A 24,753-nucleotide genomic window follows, 5' to 3' on the forward strand; every position below is an offset into this window, starting at 1 on the left:
TTCGTTTAGCACCTATCATGAGAGACTGGAAGTCGATTCGGACCGAGCAGTCGAATTCAATATCTAATTGGCCCCCGAATTTATGCTTCCGATCTTTCAACATAGTCTCTTCTGTTTAATGCACTTATTCTATTTAGGCTGCAGCAAGTCCTTTCCACTCTGCCATCGCTCTGCCATAAATTTTTCCGACTCGCCTGTGTTACCGTTAATGTAAAACGTCTCATTGATTAACCCGCTCCGAACGGCGACTTTCCACAGCGGCAGATACGTCAGGGAAATGTCTCTAATCTCATGCCTCGGCTTTTTCAAAATATACGAGCGGTTAATTTGCTTTTCCTGAACATTTTTTACATACCGTTCAGCATCAGCCTTGTCAGATATACGCATCTGGACGAGGCGGCTCTGATCAAGCTGCTGATTTCTAATCGGCGGTACCCGGGAAAATACCCCTCGATAACCTGATACAGCATCAACAAAAATCATATTTGGCTGTTTTCGAGGCGGAAATGGCGGCCGATCGGCAATAACCAGTGTTTTGGCAAGCCAGAATGGATGATAGACTAATTCACATCGCTTTACATGTTGTTGTAAATAATTTTCATCTATTGTACGATTCAGCCGAGCTTTAATGCCAGCTGCCTTATAAACATACTTATATAATTCATTTTGTGAAAAGGGTGGTTTATCCCCTATTAATGTTATAGACGCATCGGTCGTTTGCACGCGGCATCATCCTATCTGCTATTCCAAATGAGTATGGTAATGGTCCACCATTGCCTGCGTCTCTTTTGACGGTGGTTCGGTCATCAAGCTGACGACAATCATCAAAATCAATGAAACAGGTGCTCCGATAATTGGCTCGGCATTGGTTGGCAGCCATCCGCCAATGATTAGAATGAGGAAGACGAGGGCTCCGCCAAGCATCCCAGTCAATGCGCCCAACATGTTAGCACGCTTCCACCATATACCGAGAACGATTGGAAATCCGAAAGATGACAGCAGAAATCCGCCGACCCAGCCGACCATAATCGCAATCAGCCCTGGTGGATCGATCGCAATCATGATACCAACAATACTCGCAGCAATCATGACTACAAGCCCCAGCCCGGTCACGAATCGTTCGCTGGCTTTTGGATTGATATGTTCTTTATAAATATCATGCGCAATACCTGCTGAAATCGCCAGAAGCATGGCATCGGCAGACGACATAATCGCTGCCATCAGACCGGCAAGCATGACACCACCCAGAATCGCCGGAAGATACTGTTCAATGACCGAAACGAAAATCATATCCGTATTATCAAGTGTGTCTACGATTCCCATACTCGTTCCTGCAGCTGTAACAAAGAAACCAGCTATAAACAACGTTAAATAAAGCAGACAGGCCCACATGGCTGAACGGCGGGCTGTTTTCGCATCACGGGATGCAAAGTTACGCATGACCACCGATGGCGAAATGATCCCAAACCATAGAAACGCAATAAATAGCCCGAAGTAGGACATCCAAGGCTGTGTGATATCACCGAACGCCGGATCAACAGCCATCGCATCATTGATCAGTGAAACAACACCATTATGATCAACCATTATAAATAAAGCCAAAATAACAATTCCAATGAGCATGATGGCACCCTGAATCAGGTCTGTATAGGTAATCGCCCACATACCTCCGAGAGCTGCATAAAGCGTAAATCCCAAACCTAAAATAATAACAGCTGTCGTATAATCGATCCCCAGCACGTGCTGGCCAATCAGTCCGGAAGCTGTCAACTGCGGTACCATATAGAATGTCATACCAATGACGACAATGGCCGCCGACACAATCTGCACTGGTTTCCCAAACCGCTGATTAAAAAACTCTGGCAGCGTTTTCACACCTGACCTGCGAATTTGACCTGAAACCAGAAACATCGAAAACGGAAGTATCGCGATGACACCGAAAGCATATGTAAAAAAGTATGGCACACCCATCGCGACACCCGATCCGACTGCCCCCATCAGCGAACTGGAGCTGGCAACGGCCGCAAAAATGGCAAACGCCCCGACAAATGTATTAATACTCTGTCCGGCAGTAAAATAGTCATTTTCAGAGCTCCGTGCCCGTCTGTAAAAGTATATTCCCATGAGTGTCATAATAACCAAATATATAAAGAGAATGATTGATTCAGTTACTTGCATGCTTAAAATCCCCTCCTCTTGTAAAGCGTACTTGTTCAATCATGGCTGCTTTCGATTCTTTCAATCCAAACAGTATAAATAATGGCGAGCAGAAACCAGAATAAAAGCCCAAAAAACATCAGCCAGGCAACCAGTGAAATCCCAAGCATATAAATGTCTGTTGGCCACCAAATAAACACAACAGCTGCATAAATAACCAGGATAATGGTCAATATGAATCCCGGATCCTGAAATTTGGATCGTGATGCCAATATAATCACCCCTTTCATTTTTTGATTAAGTTACATCTTAAAATAAATCATAACAGCGAATTTTGTCGAAATCAAATAATTTGAAAAAACGTGACTATTATTAAAGATGACAATATACTCAGGAAAATGGTTTTAATAGATATGATCCTTGATTTAATTAATGGTAAATCTTCTCCCGTATACTTTAGATGACCTGGAAATCGAATGAACCCACCTACTTATTGTGGCGGGTTCTATTGGTTCATCCTTATTTTGAAAGCGTGACGCATTGTTTTACTGTGCTCCAAATAGGTAAATGATCATTCTTTAAGATATGGGTTAATGATGTCAATCAGATTCTGCAGTTCTTTCGATTGGCTATAATACATCTGTTTCGCAGTCTGATCGTCTGTTTGAATTGCGAAGCCTTCCATATCGGCCTGAATTTTCCGGAGCTGTGCTGCCAGTAACGGCTTTTGTTTCACTTGCTCGCGTTTATTCCCTTCATTATATAAATCAACATAAACATATCCCTTCGAATCAATTTGAGCGATAAACACATCCTTAAAATCCTCAGCCCCCTGCTTCATGACTTCACCAAGAAGCCATTCCTCAGAATAACCGAGATATTTTAAACGCTTTGATAATAAGACGCCATCAATGATAATCAATGATGGCGTATGTTCTGATGCCACCGGCAAATTAATATCTTTTGGTGTTAACGGATTATATTCTGTCTTCTTCATGACACTCATTTTGCCATTTGTCTCAAGGACCGCCGTCTCAACGTCAGACAATTTAAAGGCATTTTTTTGCCGCAATCCCATCATCAAATCGTCAAATGTTATATTCGCTTTCGATAAATTTCGTTCCAGAACATTACCATCTTTCATTAGCATGATTGGGCTTCCCTCAACCAGTTTCCGGAACTTCATAGAGTTGATTGCACCCCTCGCAATAAGGATTGTCAAGATAGTAAATAATGTTATGCCTATGACTCCATCAATAGGCTGTAATGTCGCGTCAATAGCCAGTGATGCAGCCATATTTCCAATTGTAATACCTGAAATATAATCAAAAAACGTCAGCTGGGCGATTTGTTTTTTACCGAGAATTCTAGCCATTAATAAGATAAAAAAGAAAGCAAATAATGATCGAACAACGATGACCATATATTCCGGCATATGCATCCTCCATTTGAAAACACTCATTCATAGCTTCTCTTATTGTGGTTAAGTTAGGAAAAAAGATACTCAGGAGGACTGTATATGAAGAATTCGAAATTAGTGATGACTTTTATATGTATACTTATCCTATTCGGATGCTCAACCGAAACCATTCAACAATTACCCATTTCCCAGTCAGCAGCAGATATTAAAAGCCTGGTAAACCAGTCACAATGGGAACAGGCGAAACAGGAGGCCAGGCAAATTAAAGACTTATATAACGAGAATAAATGGAAATATCAGCTGATCGGTGATGAAACAGAATATAGCAAGCTGGATGAAGCAATTACCAAACTGCACGTTTCTATAGACGAAAACGATACAAAAGAGACTAAGTTAAACATTGCTGCCATCGAACACTACATTGAAGCGCTATATTTTAAATAATGGCAGAAAAAGATGATGGAAAAGTATTCCTTTCATAAAATCTGCTGTAAACGCGAAAATAAGTTATGAATGGAGGGATTATGTAGTGTATAAAAAGAAACGCAAGGAACAAGATCACGATGAGGTCACCGCGCCGGGGATAGATCCCGATGATTCTTTTGGAGAAAAAGCTTCTGAAGCCGATATTGAAAAAGGTGAATATACAAGAGTTACAAGGCTCAAATATGAAGCGTATGAACCAAGTGAAGAGGATTGATATTTTCCCGAAAATACATGCGAAAGAAGGACTTGAATGACTATTCCAGAATTGCTGCTTCGACTGGTATTAGCTTTCCTCGTCTTATTTACCATGGCAAGAATTATGGGAAGAAAAGAAATCAGTCAGATGACATTTTTCAATTTTGTCTCCGCCATCGCGATCGGCTCCCTTTCAGCAAACTTTGCACTCAGTCAGGATGTCAGTATACGGAACGGGGTTATTGCTATCATCGCATGGACCATATTTACACTTTTAATGGGCTTCATGGATATTAAGTCCAATAATATCCGGAAAGTAACGACCGGACAGCCCCTGATCGTTGTTAAAAATGGCAGGATCATGGAAAATTCGCTCCGTAAAGCCCGGCTGGATATCGATTCCCTGAGGGCTTTACTGCGGCAGAAAAATGTCTTTGCCATATCTGACGTGGACTATGCCATTTTTGAGACGAGCGGCAAACTCTCAGTGCTCAAAAAGGAACTAAAACAATCCGTTACGAAGCTTGATATGAATGTTGCAGGGACCACAACAAATGTTTACCCAATCGCCACCAAAGTTATTGTGGATGGTGTTGTTAACACGAACAATCTATCGGCGTTAAATCTCGATATGAACTGGCTCGAACAGCAGGTTAACCAGGCCGGGGTAAAAACCTTTTCACAGATTTTTTATGCAGAAGTGCAGCCCGATGGTACACTCTACATCGACAAAAAAGATGATGCCATGCCATAAACTGTCAAATTTATTTTCCACAGCTGTTTTGTGCGGCGTATGAGCAACTATTTTTAAGGGTTGTCAATGAATTGGCGGTGTCGTCAGCAGCCCCAGTTTAAAGCTCTATCAGCGAACCACAGTGTTTTATCAGCAAATTCAGTTCATTGATCAGCATTTGTACGTTGTGATTCACTTTCCTTGTCATGTTGACAAAAAAGCGAATCATCGTGTGGATGTTTTTCACTTTCCATCTGGACTGTCACATGGCCGATATTTTTATGCTCCAATTCATGCTCAATGGTTCTCAGCAGCTGCTGGCTTTCATATACAGATAAACTGCCGTCCACCACCGCATGACAGGACAGGGCATTTTGCCCGCTTGTGATACTCCATACATGCAGGTCATGAATGGCGATAATTTCCGGAGTATTTTCGATCGTATTAATAATGTCATCCAGTTCAACGTTTTTAGGTGTACCTTCCATCAAGACGTGAACAGCGTCTTTGGTCACACGCCATCCACTGACTAATACAAGTGTTGCAACAATGACACTTGCCAGTGGATCAGCCCAGCCCCAGCCGAAAAACATAATCAAGAGTGCAGCGGCGACAGCACCGACGGATCCCAGCAAATCACCGAGAACATGGAGGAAAGCCGCCCGCAAATTCAGATTTTCTTCCGTATCGCCACGCATTAAGACCCAGGCAACCACAATATTGACAATTAAGCCAATGGAAGCGATCACCAGCATACCTGTTGAGGCCACTTCGGGTGGTGCCATAAACCGGTGATAAGCTTCATAAAAAATATACAAGGCAATAACGATCAGCGTAACACCATTGAAAACAGCCGCCAAAATTTCAAACCGTTTATAACCATATGTTTTTTGGTAGCTGGCCAATTTTTCCCCAATTTTAAAAGCCATAAGGCCAACACCAAGTGAAACGGCATCACTCAACATATGCCCTGCATCTGACAATAACGCCAGACTGTTAGTCAAAAAACCACCAATGACCTCGATAATCATATAGGCTGTAATAATGATAAAACTAATCATTAATGCTTTTTTGTTTGCACCATGTGTATGGTCATGACTGTGGTTGTGTGCCAATTGAATGCCTCCCAATCAAGTTCTGTTTATTTTACGTTTGGAAAGGAATTAACTGTGATAAGCATGATCGATTGTTTGTTTCAATAAATTGATGACATGCTCATCATCATGTGAATAATACAATGTTGTCCCTTCCCTGCGATATTTCACCAACCGCAAATTTTTCAGGAACCGTAATTGATGTGATACGGTTGATTGCCTGAGGTGAAGGGTTTCTGCTATTTGATTGACCGAATACTCATTTTGAAAAAGCAAATGAAGAATTCGAATCCTGGTCGGGTCCCCTAATGCCTTAAATGTTTGTGATACAACAAACAGCGTTTCTTCGTCCAAGTCTTCGTATGGATCATTCTCCGGATTTTCATGGTATTCATCCATTACAATTCCCTCACTTTTAATTTTAAATTCTCTTAGTATCACGCATTTTTGTTATATGTGTTTATATTAGCATATGTTCATATTATAAAAATGTTAATGGGTGCTGTCAACTATCCAGATAAGAAAAGATATCGTGAACAAAAAAATCTCCCCTTAACGGTAAACGTGTCAAAATACCGCAGGAGGATATGCCTTAATATTTCCGGTAAGCTGTCACCGACCAACACCAGCAAAGGAGCCAAATGGCAATGGTTATAAGTGCTGTAACTCCCCATACCAACACAGGAGCTTGGTCCATCCACATGATTGTCTGGTCAGTTATTTTGTTGGTAAATTCAAATTGACCTACAACAATCAGCAACAATAAAAAGAAATAGAACAAACTGCCGCTGCCCCAGCGGAAGAAACAACCCAACTGAACGGCCAAAGCGCTGAAGGCCAAAAAGAAAACGACCATGCATAGTGCTGTCCAGGTAGTCAGTGAGTCGACAGCCGGAAAATTCAGTTCATAAATCCACCATAAGACACATAGCCAGCCTGCCATCAATCCATTCATGAGAAATGCGGAAATATATTTGGCCGGGACAATCTCTTTAACTGTAATCGGCAGTGTATGTAAAAACGAATAAAAACCTGTACGATTTTCCTTTTCAGTCTTGTTGCACAACATCATCCAACTGATTGCATATGGCATAAACAAAACAGCTAAAACACTCATTGAAAACTCCCCAAAATCTAGCCCCGGGTGCTGCTTGATTTGGTCCAGCACCCATGCGTTGCGGCTGATAATAATAAGGCTTAATTCGAGAATAACAGAAATAAGAAAATACCAAAATAACAGCCGGCGCTGACTATACCATTCTTCTTTAATAAAATTGATGATAACATCTGACCTCATGCTCTTCTCCCTCCCGATGCTTTAGATATAGTTCCTTCATTTAAAGGAAAACCTTTCTTCTTCACTCGTGTTATCGACAGCTGCCAGCAAATGAAATAGATTATAAGCGCCATTGTTATAAACACTAAAAAAACGGAATAACCGGACACTATTCCGAGACTTGTTAAGTAAAACCCGGATAGTCCAAACACGTTTGCCCAGATAATTATGGAAAGTATCCCAATCAGGAAATGACGTCGCGGTCCTTTAAAAAAATATGCCAACAACGTCATAGCAACTATAAAAATAATCAGTGAAGAGAAAAAGCCCAAAAATAACCCGTATTCTTCATAACTGGCACCACTTATGAAGATAGTTAACAATATCACCATATTCATCCAGACAACCGTCATACCACTCAATAAAAGAACACTTATAAATTTGGCACTCACAATTTGACTCTTTTTCAAAGGTAACGTTTGCAGAAAATTTATCTGACGGCTGGTTCCTTCTCGTTCCAGACTATTATCGACCCTTAGCATAACAAGAGCCATTCCAAGTATCGAAACTGATAAATTAAAATTCTCAACGTCATAAAATTCAGCTAACCCCGGACCGAGAAGCCATACAATTAAAGGATAACCTATACCAAGAAATCCATAAATAAGTTCCGGATTTTTGTAATTACCAGCTATGTTCAGTGCTCTGAGTTCTCGTTTGATTAATGCCCCCATCCGGCAAACCTCCTTCATTTCTGCTTGCTTCCCCGATTCTTTTTTGCCTGACGCTCGGCATAACGCCTTTTCAATTCCTCAGCACGTTTTTCAATCTTTTCCCGCTCCGGATCGTCTGTTTCTTTCGGAAATCCCTTGTTTTTCACCCTTTTTGCTAATAACCACCAGCAACCAATATAAACGAAACCGGCAATGGCGAGTGATATGCTGAATAAAAAGGTTTTCGATATACCGAATGGCGAATAAAAACCCATATAAAGCAAAAACACGGACCCGTTGAGTAACAAAGCATAATTAATCCATCCTCCGTGTAAACTCCCACGCAGGAAATACCATAATAGATTTCCGGTTGCCAATAGCATCAGAACAGCAAGATACAGAAAGACAATCCTGATCGATTCAACTGTCCAAACATCATTTATGAGTAAATTTGCCGAAACAAGTATAGAAACCCAAACAAATAGAAAGCCGCACAGTAACAGTGAACTAAGAAATTTTGCATGAACAATATCTGTTTTCCGAACCGGCAGAGTTTGCAAAAATTCCAGCTGCCTATTCGCAGCATCTTCCTCCATTGTTGATAATAGACTCATCCCGGCTGCTAACAATCCGATTAAAAATAGAAACAGACTTATCAGTTCCGTTGCAAAAATATCCGTGACGTTCGGCCCCAATACCCACATAAGCAGGATAAGCACGAGGCCAAAAACGACATATGTCTGAAAACTCCTCTTTAAATTGATCGTGACCATACCATCCAGTTCCCGTCGAACCAACGGCCACATATTGTTAATCCCCCTTCCGTCCTGTCAACAGCACGAACAGTTCCTCCAATGTCAGACGTTCCGAATGCCAATTCCCCGCTTCAACTTTTTGAAATCTATCAAAACGATCAGTATAGCCAACATAACCGTCCATTGTTGGCTGACAGTTAAAGAGTAATGGTTGTTCGGTAACTTTTCCGCCACCGCTTCCGAGAAACACAATTCGCTGGTAACGGTCCAAAAGCGACTCCTTGTCTTCACTGATATAAATGTGACCGTCATCGATGATGGTCACCCAATCCGCAATCTTTTCCACATCTGATGTTATGTGGGAGGAAAACAGAACACCACGGCTTTCATCCTGAACAAAGCCCAATAGCAGATCCAAAACTTCCGTACGTACGACAGGATCCAATCCGGATGTCGGTTCATCAAGCAGCAGCAATTTCGGCTGATGGGCCATTGCCAGTATGAGCGATGCTTTTACTTTCATCCCTTTGGACAGTTCACTAACCTTTTTATCCCGCGGAATCTCAAATCGCTCTAAGTTTTGCTCGACAGCATCCTGATTCCAATTCGGATAAAAATGACGGGCAAAATTCAACGTCCGTTCCATTGTCCACGCATTGTTCAAAAGTGGGGTATCTCCGACATAGCCCACTTGTTCTTTTACGGCAACTTCTTCTTCCGGCATGGACTTGCCAAGGACTCGAATCTCACCATCATCCCGCTTAATCAAATCCATGATTGCTTTCATCGTCGTACTCTTGCCCGCACCATTCCGGCCGAGAAACCCCATAATCGTACCAGCCGGCATCTGAAAATTAACATCCTTTAATTCAAAATCCTGATATGATTTACTTAACCCACGCACTTCCAATAATGGCTGTTCATGATTATGACTCATTCTCTTTTCCCACCTGGGTACTTTCTGCCTCAGGTTGTTCATCCACTTCCTGCCATATAGTTTTGATCAGATCCTGGAACTGCTTTTCCTCCAAATTCAACTTTTTAGCTTGTAAAACCGACTCCAGAAGCGGCTCCCGAACTTGCTGCATTTTCCACTCCGCCAGCCTTTCGTCACTTAATTGCGATACAAAACTGCCCTTACCTTTCCGTGTATAAATAAATCCGCTCCGCTCCAGCTCCTGATAAGCCCGACGAATCGTAATCCCGCTCGTCATCAGCTCTTTTGACAACTCGCGGATCGAAGGGAGCATCTCGTCCGACTCCATGTAACCCATCACAATCAGCCGCTCGATTTCCGAAATAACTTGTTCATACATCGGCGTCGAACTTGTTTGCGAAATATGTATCAGCACATTAGGACACCCTCTCGGTGCGTCAATCCGGACGCAACATTTAAAATATCATTGTTAACCTTGTATATACGATATACACAGTATACATAATAAAACAGAACAAGGCAACACGTTTGTATGATTTTCCCGCCAAGAAAATCGCAAAAAAAGACGCAAACCTTATGAAAAAAATGTGCCCGTCTCCTATACTCTGAAATTCACAACTTGCGTCAACAGATTCACATTTCGTTACAAACTCGTGCGAGAGACGCCTCAACTTGTGCGGGAAATGCACAAGCTTGTGCGAGAGCTGCTACAACTCGTGCAGGATCTGCCCAAACTTGTGTAAGAGCTGCCATAACTCGTGCAGGAATAATCCTCGAACTCGTCCTGGAACTTCTCCGGTTTAAGTTCCGGCAACTCAGACTCCCCCATTACCTTCCCCTTCCGCCGCTCATAATTCCAACTCTGCATTTTTTTACAGTATGGATAAATACTAACGGAGAGTTTATTTCAGGGAGGTATTTTCATGAACCAAGACACGTTGCGTTTAAGGAAAATAGGTCAATGGAGAACAAACAATATAACTTTAAAACCTTTAAAAGACCAGGTCATGGTCATTACCGGGGCATCCAGTGGAATAGGTCTCACAACGGCCCGAATGGCGGCTTCAAAAGGGGCAAAAGTCGTTGCGGCAGCCCGAAATGAAGATGCGTTACAGCAACTGGTAGACGAATTGCAAGAAAAAGGACAGGCTGCAACGTGGGTTGAAGCTGACGTCGGCCGTGAAGAAGATATCAAAAAAATTGCAGAAACGGCTATCAAAGCGTTTGGACGGTTTGATACATGGGTGAACAATGCCGGTGTCGCTATCTTTGGACATGCTATGGACGTAAGCAATGAAGACATCAAGCGCATGTTTGATACAAACTTTTGGAGTGTGGTATACGGATCCAAAGTCGCTGTCAATCATTTCAGGGAACAAGGTATTCCGGGCGCTTTGATTAATGTCGGGAGTTTGTTCGGAGACAGAGGTACCGTCATTCAATCCACTTATGCTGCAGCCAAATTTGCTGTACACGGGTGGACTGAAAGCATCCGAATGGAATTGGAAAAGAAACGATTACCCGTGTCAGTTACCCTCATCCATCCCGGAAGAATTGATACGCCCTACAATGAACACGCAGCCAGTTATATGGAAAAACAGCCGGCGCATAGAGGGATGCTTTACCCGCCTCAAGCTGTGGCAGAGTCTATTCTATATGCAGCTGAAAACCCAACAAGAGATATGTACATCGGGTCGCAGGCAAAAGCACTTAAACTGATTGGTACACTCCTGCCCCGTCTGACTGACAAATTGATGGAGGTTATCATGTATCCGACCCAGCGCGATGACAGACCCTCTAAACCACTTGATGAAAGTGCTCTCCATCAAGCAGGCTATGGGATGCATGAGCGGGGAACAAACAAAGGGTGGAGACGATCCGGAAGCCTTTATGTCAAAGCCAGTAAACGTCCCATCCTATCTACTGTGACCGTAACAGGTATTGGTTTAACAATCTGGGCTCTCGCTAAACGAAATGAGTAACTTCCCCATCGGCAGATTCCATACTGAAAATAATAGAGACCGAAGATGATAATACAGGAATCTTTGATCAGCTTGTTATCCTTAATAAGTTAAAAAATGGGTACTTTTAAAGCAATTATTGTTTTCAATTTTAGTGGTGAAATACACATTGACGATTCAATTGAAGCATAATCCCTGGAGACTTGGGAATGATAATATGAAGATTCGTCTGGAGGGAAGTGGAACAAATGTCTGACAAATTGTACGATTTAATCGGAATCGGGATAGGGCCTTATAATCTTGGATTAGCTGCTCTCCTGGACAATACACCTGAACTTGATAGCTTATTTTTTGACAAGACACGACAGTTTAAATGGCATCCCGGGATGTTAATTGAACAGATGAATTTGACTACCCCCTTTTTAGGGGACCTAGTCACATTCGCTGATCCAACAAGCCGGTTCACCTACATCAACTATTTACATGAACACAATCGTCTGTACCAGTTCTACTTTTTTAACAAGTTTCAGATTCCCCGTCAGGAATATAACCATTACCTGCAATGGGTGGCCGATCAATTGGAACAGCTCAACTTCGGTTATGAGGTCGTCGATGTGATCGATCATGAAAAAGATTCGGAGCCTCACTATGAAGTGGTCGCGGAAGAAACCTCAACTCAAACACGATCCTCATACTTCGCAAAAAATATAACAATGGCAACCGGCAGTGAACCCCTGGTACTGGACACCATGACAGGCCACCCTAAGGAAGATGTTTTACATACAGATCGATATATGTACGAAAAGGAAAACTTAGTTGAATCCCCTCACATTACAATAGTAGGTTCTGGTCAGAGTGCCATCGAGGTCTTACTGGATCTGTTAAAAGAACAGGAAAATAAGGTATTTCAATTGACGTTATTCACCCGTTCCAATGGCCTGTTTCAATTGGAGAAAGCCAAATTTGGCCAGGAGTATTTTTCACCCGATTTTGTAGATTATTTTCACTCGCTTGGCTTTAAGCAGCGCCTCGACACATTGGATACATTAGGAACGCTCAGAAAAGGCGTTAATCCGCAGACATTAATGGAATTATACGAAACGCTTTACTATAAAACAATTGGCCAAACGACACAGCCGGTAACCATCCAGCCCAATACAGAGGTAAAGCGCATAAGCCGAAACAATGACAAGTATGTATTGAACTGTCATCAGTGGCAAAAAGAAAATTCCTTTGACTATGAAACGAATAAGGTTATCCTGGCAACAGGCTATAAACCACATATTCCTGCATGGTTCTATGATCGTTTTAAGGATAAAATTATGTGGGAAGACGAGGACCGTTATAAAGTTACCCGAGATTATCAACTCGCGTTTAATAATCAGCGGGACCACCGTTTTTTCACTATGACCAATTTGGAGCATTCTCATGGCACGGCAGCCACCAACTTGGGGTTGGCCGTTCAAAAGAACATTCAAATCATAAACTTGCTCGCCGGACGGGAAGTATACAAGGACAGACGTGATACCATCTTTCAGCAGTTTACAATGGAAGATATTATAACACGGTTAGGTTAAGAAGAAATGATTTAATTTTTTTCTTCGCAACTCCTGTCGATAAGAAATAGAATTTGCTCGTCCGATGGAGCACCGTAATTTTTCATTTTTATTGAAGCTCACCATGTTGAAATCCATCATTTGCACTGCAATGCTTCACGTATATAGAGATACCCTTACATTTCCCGTTTTACATGGTTATAGTAAAACCGCACTCACGATTACAACACAAACCCGCCATACACCAGCGTACCCGCGATCACAAACGCGGGATGAACCTTAAAACGTTCCAGCAGTAAGTAGCTGGTACTAATCAATAAAGCTGTCTGCCATATCCCGATTCCTTCAAATGAATCAACAAAGAACCCCCATGCCATCAGACCGAGCAAAATGGCGATGACCGGCCGCACATACAATGTCAGCCTTTTGACTTTCGGCGAGTCCTTATATTTATATAGAATACCAAGAAGCATAATCATCAGAATCAGTGACGGGGCGACGGTAGCAAAAACCGCCACAATGGCACCTGGAATTCCACCCACTTCAAATCCGATATAACCGGCCATTTTAGTGGCAAGCGGGCCCGGGAGCGCATTGCTGAGTGCCAGCACTTCACTGAATTCCTGGACTGACATCCATTCAAAACGCTGCACGACTTCATTTTCAATCAGCGGAATCGATGCTGGGCCTCCCCCATAACCGAGGATTCCCGGAATAAAAAAAGCGACAAAAATATTCCAATAAAGGATCATGATACATCACCTTCTTTTGCACGGGATCAATCCCGCTTAACTAACGCCGCAACAATCAGCACGGCTATAATAATCCCGGGATGGATACCCGCTGCTTCCAATAAAACCAAAATAACAGCACTTATGATTATTGCCTGTACCCAGCCCATCCCTTTTCCCGCTTTTTCGAAAAACTGCCACGTCAAAACGGCCAGCATAACACCGACAACCGGCAAAACAGCTGCAGTCATTCCCTGCACCCAGTCAAATCCCCTGATGGACGATAACGACATCAAAAGAACAATCATCAGGAAAATAGTCGGCAGTATAACAGCCATGATAGCATTGATCATTCCCAGCAAACCGGACACGCGATGACCAATATATCCCGCCAGTTTTGTAGCAATCGGTCCGGGTAAAGTATTTCCGAGAGCCAGTACATCGCCGAATTCCTCATCAGTCAACCATTGATATTTATCCACGACCTCTTTGTGGATCAGTGGAATTGAACCGGGCCCGCCCCCATAGCCGAAAATGCCGACCCGGAAGAAAGCAAGAAAAAGCTGCAGCTGCTTTTTCCCGGGATTTTGCTTGTCTTTGTCTGGACCTTCGTCGTTTACCAACAGGCTACACCGCCATCAGTACGTGTCTCGGTCCCACCGACAAGTACGCCGGTATCGGGGTCGCGCCAAATGATCTGACCTCTGCCGAACCCGTTTGGCTCCAGCTGAATCGACACATCATGCTCTTTTTCTGCCAGCCCTTGGGCAATGTGATGAGGAAAGCGGTTCTCCACTTCTATTTTTCTATCTTTAAACCATTGCCATCTCGGCGCATCCAATGCAGCCTGCGGGGTGAGTCCGAAATCAACAGTATTCATGACAACCTGTAAGTGTCCCTGAGGCTGCATAAAACCACCCATCACACCAAAAGGGCCAACCGGCTGATCATTCTTTGTCATGAATCCCGGGATAATGGTGTGATAACTCCGCTTGCCGCCAGCCAATGCATTAACATGGTCCGGATCCATCGAAAAATTATGACCGCGATTCTGCAGGGCAATGCCCGTTCCCGGAACAACCAACCCCGAGCCAAATCCCATATAATTACTCTGGATAAACGATACCATATTGCCTTCACCGTCAGCTGCAGCCAGATAGACCGTTCCCCCCTGAGACGGTTCACCCGCTTCAGGCAGTCCGGCAGTTTCACCAATCAGCGCTTTTCTGCTTCGTGCATACGTTTCACTCAGCAAGTCTTCTGTGGTATAACGCATATGGCGGCTATCAGTAATATGTGCCTGCCCGTCAGCAAAGGCCAGCTTGATTGCTTCGATTTGCTTATGGTAAGTATCAACCGTTTCCTTATCATGGAAATCAAATTCTTTCAAAATGTTCAGTGCCTGCAGTGCCACAAGACCCTGGCCATTCGGCGGAATCTCCCATACGTCATAGCCTCGGTAATTGACATTAATCGGCTCCACCCATTCAGATTGATGGGAAGCTAAGTCCTCTGCAGACAAAAACCCACCATTTTGTTCGGAAAACGAAACCATTTTTTCCGCCAGTTCACCTCGGTAAAAGGATTCAGCATGAGACGCAGCGATTTTTTCCAATGTCCTGGCATGACCTTCCGAAGTCCAGATGTCACCGGGATTTGGCGTGTTTCCATTCGATGCAAAGGTTTGGCACCATTCGGAAAACATATCGTCTGTTAGATTATTTTTATACGTGTTAAAACCCTTTTTCCAAAATCGGCTCAATGTCGGAGAAACCGGAAAACCTTCCCGTGCGTAATCAATCGCAGGCTGCAGAACATCCTGAAACGGCAGCTTGCCAAATTCCTTGGAAAGATCAGCCCATGCAGCCGGAGTCCCCGGGACCGTTACCGGCATCCAGCCATACTTGGGGAGTTCTTCATATCCTTTCTCTTTGACAGCTTCAATTGAAATGGATTCAGGTGCACGCCCACTGCCATTCAGTCCATGCAATTTTCCTTTCGTCCAGACAAGTGCAAACGCATCACCGCCAATTCCATTCGATGTCGGTTCCACAACAGTGAGACAGGCAGCCGTTGCAATGGCGGCATCGATCGCGTTCCCGCCTTTCCTTAATATATCCAATCCCGCCTGTGACGCGAGCGGTTGTGACGTCGCGACCATTCCGTTCTTCGCAAAAGTTGATAACCTTGGCGAAGCGTACGGGTAGTTGAGGTGATTCAGATTCTTCATTCGTACCTTCCTTCCCTTTTTAAACTTCATGACACGCTACGAAATGATTTTCTTCAATCTCTCTCCACTCAGGCATTACCTCTGCACAGTAATCCTGAGCAATAGGACAGCGGGTATGAAATGGGCACCCCGTTGGATAATCAGAAGCACTTGGCAAGTCTCCCTGTAGTTTTATCCTTTCCCGCTTATGTTTTGGGTTAGAACGGGGAATAGCAGACAACAATGCTCTTGTATATGGGTGGAGCGGATTGTTATAAATTTGCTGTGAATTACCCAATTCTACCTGTGCCCCTAAATACATGACTAGAACTCTGTCGCTCATATGCCTTACAACGCCCAAGTCGTGAGAAATAAATAGATAGGTCAAATGATATTTAACCTGCAGACTTTTAAGAAGTTTCATAACCTGAGCCTGAACAGATACATCAAGTGCTGAAACTGCCTCATCACACACAATCAAAGATGGATTTAATGCCAAGGCACGTGCTATCCCTACCCGTTGTCTTTGTCCACCACTGAATTCACGCGGGTACTTGTCATAGTGCTCTTCCTTTAGACCAACCTCTTTTAAAAGAGATTTCACTCTCGATTTGCGTTCAGATTTACTCATGTCCGTATGAATAAGAAAAACTTCTTCAAGTGCATCACCGATTTTCTGCCGGGGATTCAATGATGCGTATGGATCCTGAAAAATCATCTGTAAATCCTTTTTATATTTTTTTAGTTTTCGCTCTGGAAGATCCCCAATAGATTCTTCATTGAAGTAAATGGTACCTTCTGTAAGTTTTTCCAATCCTATTAAAACTCTTCCAAGTGTAGACTTCCCGCACCCGGATTCACCTACAACACCTAAGGTTTCTCCTTCAAATACGGTAAGGTTGACTCCATTGACTGCCTTCACATAAGATTTTGGTCTTTGAAAAATTCCACCTTTTATAGGAAAGTGCTTTTTTAATTCTTTAACTTCAAGTAATTGTGTCTGATTGCTCACTCTGATTCACCTCCTGAAGCCAGCATTTACTATAGTGGGTGGGGGTCACCTCAAATGAGGGTGGTTCTTTATGCTTACAGAATTCCATAGCAAACGGACAACGGGGGTGAAATCGGCACCCACTGATTTCGTCATTGAGCCCTGGCATTGAGCCTTTAATGATCTGTAACTCTTGAGTTACATCATCTACATCCGGTACTGAATTAAGCAGCCCTTTAGTATATGGATGCTGCGGATTTTCAAATATACTCTCAACATCTGAAATCTCCACTACTTCACCAGCATACATAACCATAACACGATCAGCTATTTCGGCTACAACTCCCATATCATGTGTGACAAAAATTACTCCCATACCAATTTCGGATTGCAATTCATTGATTAAATCCAATATTTGAGCCTGGATAGTTACATCCAATGCTGTAGTCGGTTCATCTGCAACCAATAATGATGGTTCACATGCGAGTGCCATAGCTATCATGATACGCTGTCTCATTCCCCCACTTAGTTCATGCGGATATTGACCTAGTTTTTCCTTAGGATTTGGTATACCAACTTTATCCAATAGTTCGATACTTGCCTTCGTTGCTTCATTTTTAGACATATTTTTATGGATCATTAGTGGCTCTCTTAACTGGTAGCCGATCGTTAATACAGGATTTAATGCAGTCATTGGTTCCTGAAAAATCATGGAGAGCGTATTTCCTCTTAATTGTTCCATTTCTTCTTCCGATTTTCCGATAAGATTCTCCTCATCTAAATAAATAGAGCCACCAGTAATGTCCCCATTTGATGGAAGAAGGCCCATAATAGATAATGAAGTAATACTTTTTCCGGAACCGGATTCTCCTACAATACATAATGTTTCCTCTTTATCTACAGAAAAAGATATATTTCGAACAGCCGGCAATTTGCCCTCGGCCGTCCGAAATTTTGTTTCTAAATTCTCGATCTTCAGTAAATTGGACATGTCAACACCTACTTTCTACTCACAGGATATAAAGACCACATACCAGTTGGATCAACAACCAGTCCTTCTACTGATTCGTCATAGGCTAACGTCACCACACCATGATTCATAACAACCCATGGAACTTTTTCCATGGCCAATAAATTAGCTTCGTGTAGCTTTTCCTTCCTTAGCTCTTGATCCACGATCGTTCTCGATTCTTCTACTAGATTATCAAATTCACTATTGCTGTAACGGGAATAATTTGATGACCCGATATTATCAGAATGCAGATTCGGATACAGTAACTCACTTCCATCTGCGGTACTATTAGCCCAGCCAAGGAAAGTCATCTCGTAATCTCCCTGTCTGGCAGTGTCTAAAAAGCTGGCCCATTCCATTGTCTCTATGGAGGCGTTTATCCCTATTTCCGTTAATTGGGACTGAACGATTTCAGCCATTTTCATATAGTTATCACGATTTGCGGCAAGAAGTGTCACTTCCTGTCCTTCATAACCATTATCCTGAATCATCTGTTTTGCTTTTTCCGGATCATATTCATAAGCAGCTGATGTCGCCTCTTCATTGTATCCAAATACTTTCGGACCAATGATGCTTTCATTATGGATCCCAAGACCGTTAAGTTGTGACACATATGATTCCTGATTGACCCCATAAGCAACAGCCTGCCTGAATTCCGGGTCATTAAAAGGCTCCTTTTCCATATTAAACCCTAAATAGGACACCCGAGTTCCTTCTGATTTTTGAACTTCAACACCATTGAGTGATTCCACACGACTTATATGATCTGAAGGTACTGCATCTATAAATTGTACTTCCCCAGTCTCAAGCATAGAAATGGCTGTAGAGGTTTCCGGGACTACTTTAAATGTAACTGTTTCAATCTCTGAAGGTTCTCTCCAATAATCTTCATTCCGTTTTAGTGTAATTTGGTCTCCTTCAACCCATTCCTCAAAAACAAACGGCCCCGTACCGACGGGTTCTTTATTGATATTCCCCTCTTTGTCTGCTGTAGGACTAACAATTGCAGCATTTGTATGGCTAAGGGCAGCCAACATAGGTCCATAAGGTTCTTCCGTTTTCAAGACGACTGTATACTCATCCTGGACTTCTATCGATTCAACCGGTTCTAGTAATGATGCACGCGGAGCAGCTCTGTCAGGGTCTTTTAATTGTTCAAAGGTATATTTCACCGCTTCGGCATTAAATGGTGTGCCATCATGGAATGTAATATCCTCTTTTAGTTTGATGACCCAAGTATTGTCATCAGGTGTCTCATATGATTCTGCCAATAATGGTTCAGGTTCAAGCGTTTCCGGATTCTGTGTAAACAATGTTTCATAGACCTGGTAAGTGACATTGGAAGATACAGAATCATTCGTGTCAATCGGTGACAGTCCTGCTGCATCTGAAGTAGTAGCATAAGTAATCTCAGTCGGTGCTTCACCATCCCCGGTACTTTCCCCACCACTTCCCTCACTGCTGCAGCCAGAAATTACAAGCAGGCCTGCAACTAAAAAGAATGCCAACCCTAAAAATTTTCTTTTATTCATTGAATAATCTCCTTTCATATTTTTAATGATTTACATCCATATTCGGATCCAACGCATCACGCAATCCATCTCCAACAACGTTAAATGAAAAAACTGTCAGCATAATAGCTATTCCAGGAATGATTGCTATGTGTGGAGCTTCCCACATAAAATCCTGCCCCGCTGCTATCATAGCTCCCCATTCTGCTGTTGGCGGCTGAGCGCCTAAACCAAGGTAACTTAAAGCTGATGTAGACAGAATTGCAGTAGCCATCCGCATAGTTCCAAACACAATCAGTGGTGCTGTACAGTTCGGCAGTATATGTTTAAAAAGTATCCTCCAATCACTGGCACCTACAGATCTCATAGCGAGAATATATTCCTGCTTTTTAATTGACAACACGCTGCCCCTGACAATTCTGGCACATCCAGGAATCGACCAAATACTTATAGCAATAACCACATTCACAAGACTTGTCCCGAGCATCGCAATAATCAGCATGGCTAACAGAATACCGGGAAAAGCAAACAGTAAGTCGACTATCCTCATAATAATGCCGTCCAAATTTCGATAATAACCGGCAAGTAAACCGAGTATAACTCCACCAAGCAATCCCAGACCAACCGAACATAGCCCCACCAACAAGGAAATAACTGCTCCATGTACAATCCTTGACCACATGTCCCTGCCGTAGTTATCTGTGCCTAAAAAGTGACCTTCTGAACCTATACCCAATTTTGTGCTACCAAGATTTTGTTCATATGGTCCATAACTTGTAATAAATGGTGAAAATATTGCTGTAAGTACGATCAATGCAATGATTGTCAGCCCTATAACTGATAGTTTATTTTTTAAAAGACTTTTAGCTATTTCAACAAGGCGACTATTATTCTTCTTTTCTCCATCACTTTTCTTCTTTGCCTTAGCTACTGCAGGCATAAAATCCCCCCCTTTCTAGTCATAACTGATTCTTGGATCAATTAGAGCATATATGATATCAACAATCAGATTAACAATTACAAAAATTGCTGCCACTAATAAAACGGTCCCTTGAACAATTGGAAAATCGCGTGCTGCAATAGCATCAATCATCAATCTTCCAATTCCATTAATAGCAAAAACCTGTTCGGTAATTATCGTTCCACCAAGCAAAGTCCCAAAATTAATACCTATGATGGTTATAACAGGAATCATCGCATTCTTTAATGCGTGAACCCATATTAAAGGTCGATTTCTAACACCCTTTGCCTTTGCTGTCCGTATATAATCCGATCGAACAACCTCAAGCATGGATGACCTGGTCATCCTGGCAATTAATGCTGCAGAAGCTGTGCCCAGAGTTATAGCAGGTAGTATTAATTCTTTCAATCCTTCCAGTGTATAGAAAGGTGAATTTAAACCCCCAACAGGCAAAACTTGAAGATTAACCGCAAAAACCAGGATGAGCATAGCCCCTAACCAAAAATTGGGAATAGAAACACCTACTAAAGCAAAAGTGGTACTTGTTACGTCAATCCAGGAATTTTGTTTTCTGGCGGAGATAATTCCAGCCACTATTCCAATGATCACAGCCACAATCATACTGGCCGTTGCTAGTTTCACTGTAGTCGGAAACCTGGTTATAATTGCTTCTGTTACAGCTTGGTTTGTCTGATACGAATAACCAAAATCTCCTTGCAGTATGCCGCCAAGGTAATCAAAATATTGAATTAATACTGGACGATTAAGGCCCATTTCCTCCCGAATAGCCTCCAGGTCAGAAGAAGTAGCATTAGGACCACCTATGATAGTAGCTGGGTCCCCCGGTGCAATATGCATACTCATAAAAACCAGGAACGAAATACCAAACAATAAAAGTATTAATTGAAAAAAACGTCGAGTGATTAACCCTATCATGAACTCACCTCCATTTTAATTTAATTTTCTTATTATTAATTATAAATTAAAGATTATTCTATTTCACAAATAGACAGCTGTCAACATATTTTTTGAACAAATATTAAAAACAATTGAAAAATAACTATCATTTATAAAGATTTTATACTATATTAGTTACAGTAATGGAAGTATGATATAATTTGTTAGATTGAATTCAGGGGGTGCGCTATGAAGGTGGATGATATCGATAAAAAGTTACTGGAAGAGTTGGTTGAGGATGGAAGGGCTTCATATGTAGAACTGTCGGAAAAAGTAGGCATCTCAAGGGTGGCTGTCAAGGATCGGATTAATAACCTGAAAGAAAAAGGCATCATTGAAAAATTCACGGTGGTCATTAACTCGGAGAAATTCGGAAAAACCGTATCTGCCTTTTTCGAAGTCGACGTGGAGCCTTATCGTTTTCAGGAGGTAGCCCAGAATCTCGCCGATCACCCGAATGTCGCCAGTATCTATCAGATGACCGGGCCAAGTACCTTACATATGCACGTGCTGGTGGAGAATTTTTTGAAGCTGGAAAATTTTATCAACAGTGAACTGTATTCTGTCCAGGGCATTACGAGGGTGGAAAGCAGTGTTATCCTGAAGCGGTTCAAGAGCAGGACAGGCTATAAACTGTAGCTGCCGATTTCGCTCCCCATTGCTTCTTAGAAAACGGCTGAAAACAGCGAGGAGCCTTTATTGATTTAACTCCTGCGCTAATCATGTTTGATCGTCCAATACGGTGCTTCCTCATCGGACAATTCCATCAAACATGGATTAATCACGATTACCAGCACAGCCGTTGCTGCGAAAATACTAATACTGGCTAAAGGCGCCAAATCAAATACAGGGCCGGGAAGGATCGCAAAAGGGATGAGAAAATTGACCATGTTGGTTCTCTTTCTGGCCTTTGCCGTAAGATATTGCTCGCTTCCACAATGCGGGCAGGTCAATCTGACGTCCAATGTAAACATGGCTTTCATCGTTTGCTTCCAGCTCCATTGTTCATGGCAGTTTTGACATGTCGGCATTTTATCAGCCCTCCTTAGCATTTATGTAACCTGATCAGAAAGCCCAATGCCTCTTACCTTCTCACCTCTAATACTATCATCATATGCAGATTATGTATACTATGGCCATTATTTTAGTAAACCCTGTTTTACGGCTGTTCGGTCGCTTTCAGGTGTTCATTCCATAGATGAGTGACTCTCTTACGGATGTCCAGGCGATTTCGAGCACTCATTCCCCCCATGAGTGAGCCTCCGTTCGCTTTCAGGGTTTCAAACAGGAAAATTTAAAACCTATTATTGTTGGCGGTTTGGCTCCGAAATCTAGACCAGAAGTGAGTACACTACGATGGATATAGATCTCATTTTTAGTCGACAGGCACAAAAAGATCTGACTGTAAATATACTACATCAGTGGTTAAAAGAAATAGTATAGGAAACTTGATATTGTAAATAACCATCACTAATGACAACTAGGGGTACGTTATCAATCATCAATCAACAAGATTTTTTTAACCGAATACAAAATTCGGCTGCCGCTTCGTGTTTCCGGATGTGAGACGCCGGAAGTCAGACATGAAAAAATCGGTGAATGAGCCGATTTCCCTATTGAAAAAGTTACCTGAAATATATCCATTCTGATCCTAAGAAAGAATCAGGCTTTCACCAAATCCATGATAGTGAAAGCCTGATTTTCTCATAGAATACCTGAACTGGTGCATCGTCTTATTTCTCTGCAGTATGTTTTTTAACAGCCGGCAGAATTTCTTCACCGATTAGCTCAATATTTTTCTTCAGTTTATCAAAAGGCACACCGCCGAAATCCATTTGGGCGATGTAACGTTGATGGCCGAATTGTTCATGCTGATAGAGAATTTTTTCGATAATTTGCTGCGGACTGCCGACATTAATGACGCTGCGTGTGTCCTGCGCCTGTGCAAAACCTTGTTTCGGAAAGCCTTGGCCATTTGTCTTCTTCATGCCTTCATTGATATGCGGATAATACTCTTTCAAAGCGTCCTGTGTGGTTTCAGCAGCATAGAAAAATCCTGCCGTTGCAACAGGCAAGTTTGCCGGATCAAACCCGCTTTGCTTTAATGCATCACGGTAGGCATCAACTGTTCGCTTGAACGCAGACACCGGACCGCCCAGATGTGCCATATACATCGGTACACCGGCAAAACCTGCTTTTATCGCACTCGCTGGTGTTCCACCGACAGCACGCCAAATCGGCAGTGAACCATTCAGCGGACGTGGAAGAACTTTCGCATCCCGCAACGGTGCCCGAAATTGACCACGCCAATTGACAACTTCCTCTTCATTAATTTTGTTTAACAGATCAAATTTTTCTTCGTAAAGTTCTTCATAATCACGAAGATCATATCCCAGTAAGTCATAAACGCCTACCCTTGACGCACGGCCGGCGACAATTTCGGCACGTCCACCGGAAATCAAGTCAATTGTTGCGAAATCTTCATACACACGCACTGGATCCAACGTACTGACAATTGTAGAGGAACTGGAAATTTTAATGGTTTCCGTCGCCTGAGCAATGGCTGATAAGACAACGGAGTGTGCCTGGGTTGCAAAATACGCCTGATGGCTTTCCCCGACACTGAAAAAATCAAGGCCTGCTTGTTCAGCAAGCTTTGCCAGTTCAATGATTTCATTGATACGCTGCTGTGCTGAAATGCGTTCACCCGTTCCTGGATCCGGCAAATGATCACCTAATGTATATAAACCGAATTCCAGTCCCTTACTCGGATCTATACGATATTTTTCCATTGATAACTCAACCTTTCTTTTGGGAAAGAGAGGGTCAGTTTCCCTGCCCCAGTCCGGGATAGCGGTACAGAGAGCCTGTTCCTTCGTCCCTTTATTATAAAATAAATCAGTTAAAAAATTAAGAGAAATGGCACGTTCGCAAATCGAGGGGAATTCTTATTTCTTGATTTGAGAATCATGATTCGTGTCATATTATGATTAAACGGAAAAAAGCTTTTAGGAGATGACAAAATACTTATCGATGCATTTTCAAAACTTGGGATAACGGTATTTACCAAGCCTTCTGGTGGCAAAATCATCTATTTA

Annotated in this window: 27 protein-coding genes; 6 read left to right on the plus strand and 21 right to left on the minus strand. The window is 42.5% G+C overall.

Annotation, left to right across the window (positions count from 1 at the left end; all coding sequences use genetic code 11):
* Positions 1-129: 129 nt before the first annotated feature.
* From VK080_RS14665 to VK080_RS14680, 4 genes are all read right to left on the minus strand, one after another.
* On the minus strand, positions 130-723 hold the full coding sequence (locus tag VK080_RS14665; RefSeq protein ID WP_324225516.1) for a hypothetical protein: 594 nt from the start codon (positions 721-723) through the stop codon (positions 130-132).
* Between the two features lie 18 nt (positions 724-741).
* The gene (locus VK080_RS14670; protein ID WP_324225517.1) at positions 742-2,178 is read right to left on the minus strand and encodes a sodium:solute symporter family protein; all 1,437 of its coding nucleotides are present in this window, start codon (positions 2,176-2,178) and stop codon (positions 742-744) included.
* A gap of 35 nt (positions 2,179-2,213) precedes the next feature.
* Positions 2,214-2,429, minus strand: coding sequence for a hypothetical protein (locus VK080_RS14675; protein WP_324225518.1), 216 nt, complete (start codon positions 2,427-2,429; stop codon positions 2,214-2,216).
* Positions 2,430-2,728: 299 nt separating this feature from the next.
* Positions 2,729-3,592 carry a DUF421 domain-containing protein gene (locus VK080_RS14680; RefSeq protein WP_324225519.1) on the minus strand — a complete coding sequence of 288 codons (864 nt, stop codon included), beginning with the start codon at positions 3,590-3,592 and terminating at the stop codon, positions 2,729-2,731.
* An 84-nt stretch (positions 3,593-3,676) separates the two neighbouring features.
* Between VK080_RS14680 and VK080_RS14685 the strand changes: the two genes are divergently transcribed.
* The 3 genes from VK080_RS14685 (at position 3,677) to VK080_RS14695 (ending at position 5,012) form a co-directional block, all read left to right on the plus strand.
* The gene (locus VK080_RS14685) at positions 3,677-4,021 is read left to right on the plus strand and encodes a DUF4363 family protein (protein WP_324225520.1); all 345 of its coding nucleotides are present in this window, start codon (positions 3,677-3,679) and stop codon (positions 4,019-4,021) included.
* A gap of 85 nt (positions 4,022-4,106) precedes the next feature.
* The gene (locus VK080_RS14690; RefSeq protein WP_324225521.1) at positions 4,107-4,277 is read left to right on the plus strand and encodes a hypothetical protein; all 171 of its coding nucleotides are present in this window, start codon (positions 4,107-4,109) and stop codon (positions 4,275-4,277) included.
* A gap of 36 nt (positions 4,278-4,313) precedes the next feature.
* Positions 4,314-5,012 carry a DUF421 domain-containing protein gene (locus VK080_RS14695; protein ID WP_324225522.1) on the plus strand — a complete coding sequence of 233 codons (699 nt, stop codon included), beginning with the start codon at positions 4,314-4,316 and terminating at the stop codon, positions 5,010-5,012.
* 143 nt (positions 5,013-5,155) lie between these two features.
* Here the strand turns inward: VK080_RS14695 and VK080_RS14700 are convergent, their stop codons facing one another.
* The 7 genes from VK080_RS14700 to VK080_RS14730 all read right to left on the minus strand — a co-directional run bounded on the left by VK080_RS14700 (position 5,156) and on the right by VK080_RS14730 (position 10,181).
* The gene (locus tag VK080_RS14700; RefSeq protein WP_324225523.1) at positions 5,156-6,106 is read right to left on the minus strand and encodes a cation diffusion facilitator family transporter; all 951 of its coding nucleotides are present in this window, start codon (positions 6,104-6,106) and stop codon (positions 5,156-5,158) included.
* 48 nt (positions 6,107-6,154) lie between these two features.
* On the minus strand, positions 6,155-6,484 hold the full coding sequence (locus VK080_RS14705; RefSeq protein ID WP_324225524.1) for a metalloregulator ArsR/SmtB family transcription factor: 330 nt from the start codon (positions 6,482-6,484) through the stop codon (positions 6,155-6,157).
* Between the two features lie 193 nt (positions 6,485-6,677).
* On the minus strand, positions 6,678-7,382 hold the full coding sequence (locus VK080_RS14710) for an ABC-2 transporter permease (RefSeq protein WP_324225525.1): 705 nt from the start codon (positions 7,380-7,382) through the stop codon (positions 6,678-6,680).
* On the minus strand, positions 7,379-8,095 hold the full coding sequence (locus VK080_RS14715) for an ABC-2 transporter permease (protein ID WP_324225526.1): 717 nt from the start codon (positions 8,093-8,095) through the stop codon (positions 7,379-7,381). The genes VK080_RS14710 and VK080_RS14715 overlap by 4 nt, the downstream gene beginning before the upstream one ends.
* A 14-nt stretch (positions 8,096-8,109) precedes the next feature.
* Positions 8,110-8,880, minus strand: a complete 771-nt coding sequence (locus VK080_RS14720; protein ID WP_324225527.1) for an ABC-2 transporter permease — start codon at positions 8,878-8,880, stop codon at positions 8,110-8,112.
* 4 nt (positions 8,881-8,884) lie between these two features.
* The gene (locus tag VK080_RS14725) at positions 8,885-9,766 is read right to left on the minus strand and encodes an ABC transporter ATP-binding protein (protein WP_324225528.1); all 882 of its coding nucleotides are present in this window, start codon (positions 9,764-9,766) and stop codon (positions 8,885-8,887) included.
* Positions 9,756-10,181 carry a GntR family transcriptional regulator gene (locus VK080_RS14730; RefSeq protein WP_324225529.1) on the minus strand — a complete coding sequence of 142 codons (426 nt, stop codon included), beginning with the start codon at positions 10,179-10,181 and terminating at the stop codon, positions 9,756-9,758. Before VK080_RS14730 ends, VK080_RS14725 begins: the two co-directional genes overlap by 11 nt.
* Before the next feature lie 508 nt (positions 10,182-10,689).
* On the opposite strand from VK080_RS14730, the gene VK080_RS14735 reads away from it, so the two are divergent.
* Both VK080_RS14735 and VK080_RS14740 read left to right on the plus strand, forming a co-directional pair.
* Complete coding sequence (locus VK080_RS14735) at positions 10,690-11,748, plus strand: SDR family oxidoreductase (protein ID WP_324225530.1); 1,059 nt, start codon at positions 10,690-10,692, stop codon at positions 11,746-11,748.
* Positions 11,749-11,975: 227 nt separating this feature from the next.
* Positions 11,976-13,304, plus strand: coding sequence for a lysine N(6)-hydroxylase/L-ornithine N(5)-oxygenase family protein (locus VK080_RS14740; protein WP_324225531.1), 1,329 nt, complete (start codon positions 11,976-11,978; stop codon positions 13,302-13,304).
* Positions 13,305-13,504: 200 nt separating this feature from the next.
* On the opposite strand, the gene VK080_RS14745 is transcribed toward VK080_RS14740, so the two are convergent.
* The 8 genes from VK080_RS14745 to nikB are packed head-to-tail and all read right to left on the minus strand — an operon-like array spanning position 13,505 to position 21,634.
* Positions 13,505-14,032, minus strand: a complete 528-nt coding sequence (locus VK080_RS14745; RefSeq protein ID WP_324225543.1) for a chromate transporter — start codon at positions 14,030-14,032, stop codon at positions 13,505-13,507.
* Between the two features lie 29 nt (positions 14,033-14,061).
* Positions 14,062-14,637: a chromate transporter gene (locus VK080_RS14750; protein ID WP_324225532.1), complete on the minus strand. Its 576-nt coding sequence runs from the start codon at positions 14,635-14,637 to the stop codon at positions 14,062-14,064.
* Positions 14,631-16,244: a gamma-glutamyltransferase family protein gene (locus VK080_RS14755; protein ID WP_324225533.1), complete on the minus strand. Its 1,614-nt coding sequence runs from the start codon at positions 16,242-16,244 to the stop codon at positions 14,631-14,633. Before VK080_RS14755 ends, VK080_RS14750 begins: the two co-directional genes overlap by 7 nt.
* 19 nt (positions 16,245-16,263) lie before the next feature.
* The gene (locus tag VK080_RS14760) at positions 16,264-17,235 is read right to left on the minus strand and encodes a dipeptide ABC transporter ATP-binding protein (protein WP_324225534.1); all 972 of its coding nucleotides are present in this window, start codon (positions 17,233-17,235) and stop codon (positions 16,264-16,266) included.
* The gene (locus VK080_RS14765; RefSeq protein WP_324225535.1) at positions 17,210-18,205 is read right to left on the minus strand and encodes an ABC transporter ATP-binding protein; all 996 of its coding nucleotides are present in this window, start codon (positions 18,203-18,205) and stop codon (positions 17,210-17,212) included. The genes VK080_RS14760 and VK080_RS14765 overlap by 26 nt, the downstream gene beginning before the upstream one ends.
* 8 nt (positions 18,206-18,213) lie before the next feature.
* Complete coding sequence (locus VK080_RS14770; protein WP_324225536.1) at positions 18,214-19,758, minus strand: glutathione ABC transporter substrate-binding protein; 1,545 nt, start codon at positions 19,756-19,758, stop codon at positions 18,214-18,216.
* A 22-nt stretch (positions 19,759-19,780) separates the two neighbouring features.
* Positions 19,781-20,677 (minus strand): ABC transporter permease, encoded by an 897-nt coding sequence (locus VK080_RS14775; RefSeq protein WP_324225537.1) that lies wholly within the window; start codon positions 20,675-20,677, stop codon positions 19,781-19,783.
* Positions 20,678-20,692: 15 nt separating this feature from the next.
* Entirely contained in the window at positions 20,693-21,634 is a 942-nt protein-coding gene (nikB, locus tag VK080_RS14780) for a nickel ABC transporter permease (RefSeq protein ID WP_324225538.1), read from the minus strand.
* Between the two features lie 210 nt (positions 21,635-21,844).
* Between nikB and VK080_RS14785 the strand changes: the two genes are divergently transcribed.
* Positions 21,845-22,294: an Lrp/AsnC family transcriptional regulator gene (locus VK080_RS14785; protein ID WP_324225539.1), complete on the plus strand. Its 450-nt coding sequence runs from the start codon at positions 21,845-21,847 to the stop codon at positions 22,292-22,294.
* Between the two features lie 77 nt (positions 22,295-22,371).
* Here VK080_RS14785 and VK080_RS14790 read toward each other — a convergent pair whose 3' ends face one another.
* Together VK080_RS14790 and VK080_RS14795 are read right to left on the minus strand one after the other, a co-directional pair.
* Positions 22,372-22,686, minus strand: coding sequence for a TIGR04104 family putative zinc finger protein (locus tag VK080_RS14790; protein WP_324225540.1), 315 nt, complete (start codon positions 22,684-22,686; stop codon positions 22,372-22,374).
* A 702-nt stretch (positions 22,687-23,388) separates the two neighbouring features.
* Positions 23,389-24,447: an LLM class flavin-dependent oxidoreductase gene (locus VK080_RS14795; protein ID WP_324225541.1), complete on the minus strand. Its 1,059-nt coding sequence runs from the start codon at positions 24,445-24,447 to the stop codon at positions 23,389-23,391.
* Positions 24,448-24,753: the final 306 nt, after the last annotated feature.

Origin of the sequence: Lentibacillus sp., assembly GCF_035301925.1 — a bacterium.
GTDB lineage: Bacteria > Bacillota > Bacilli > Bacillales > Amphibacillaceae > Lentibacillus.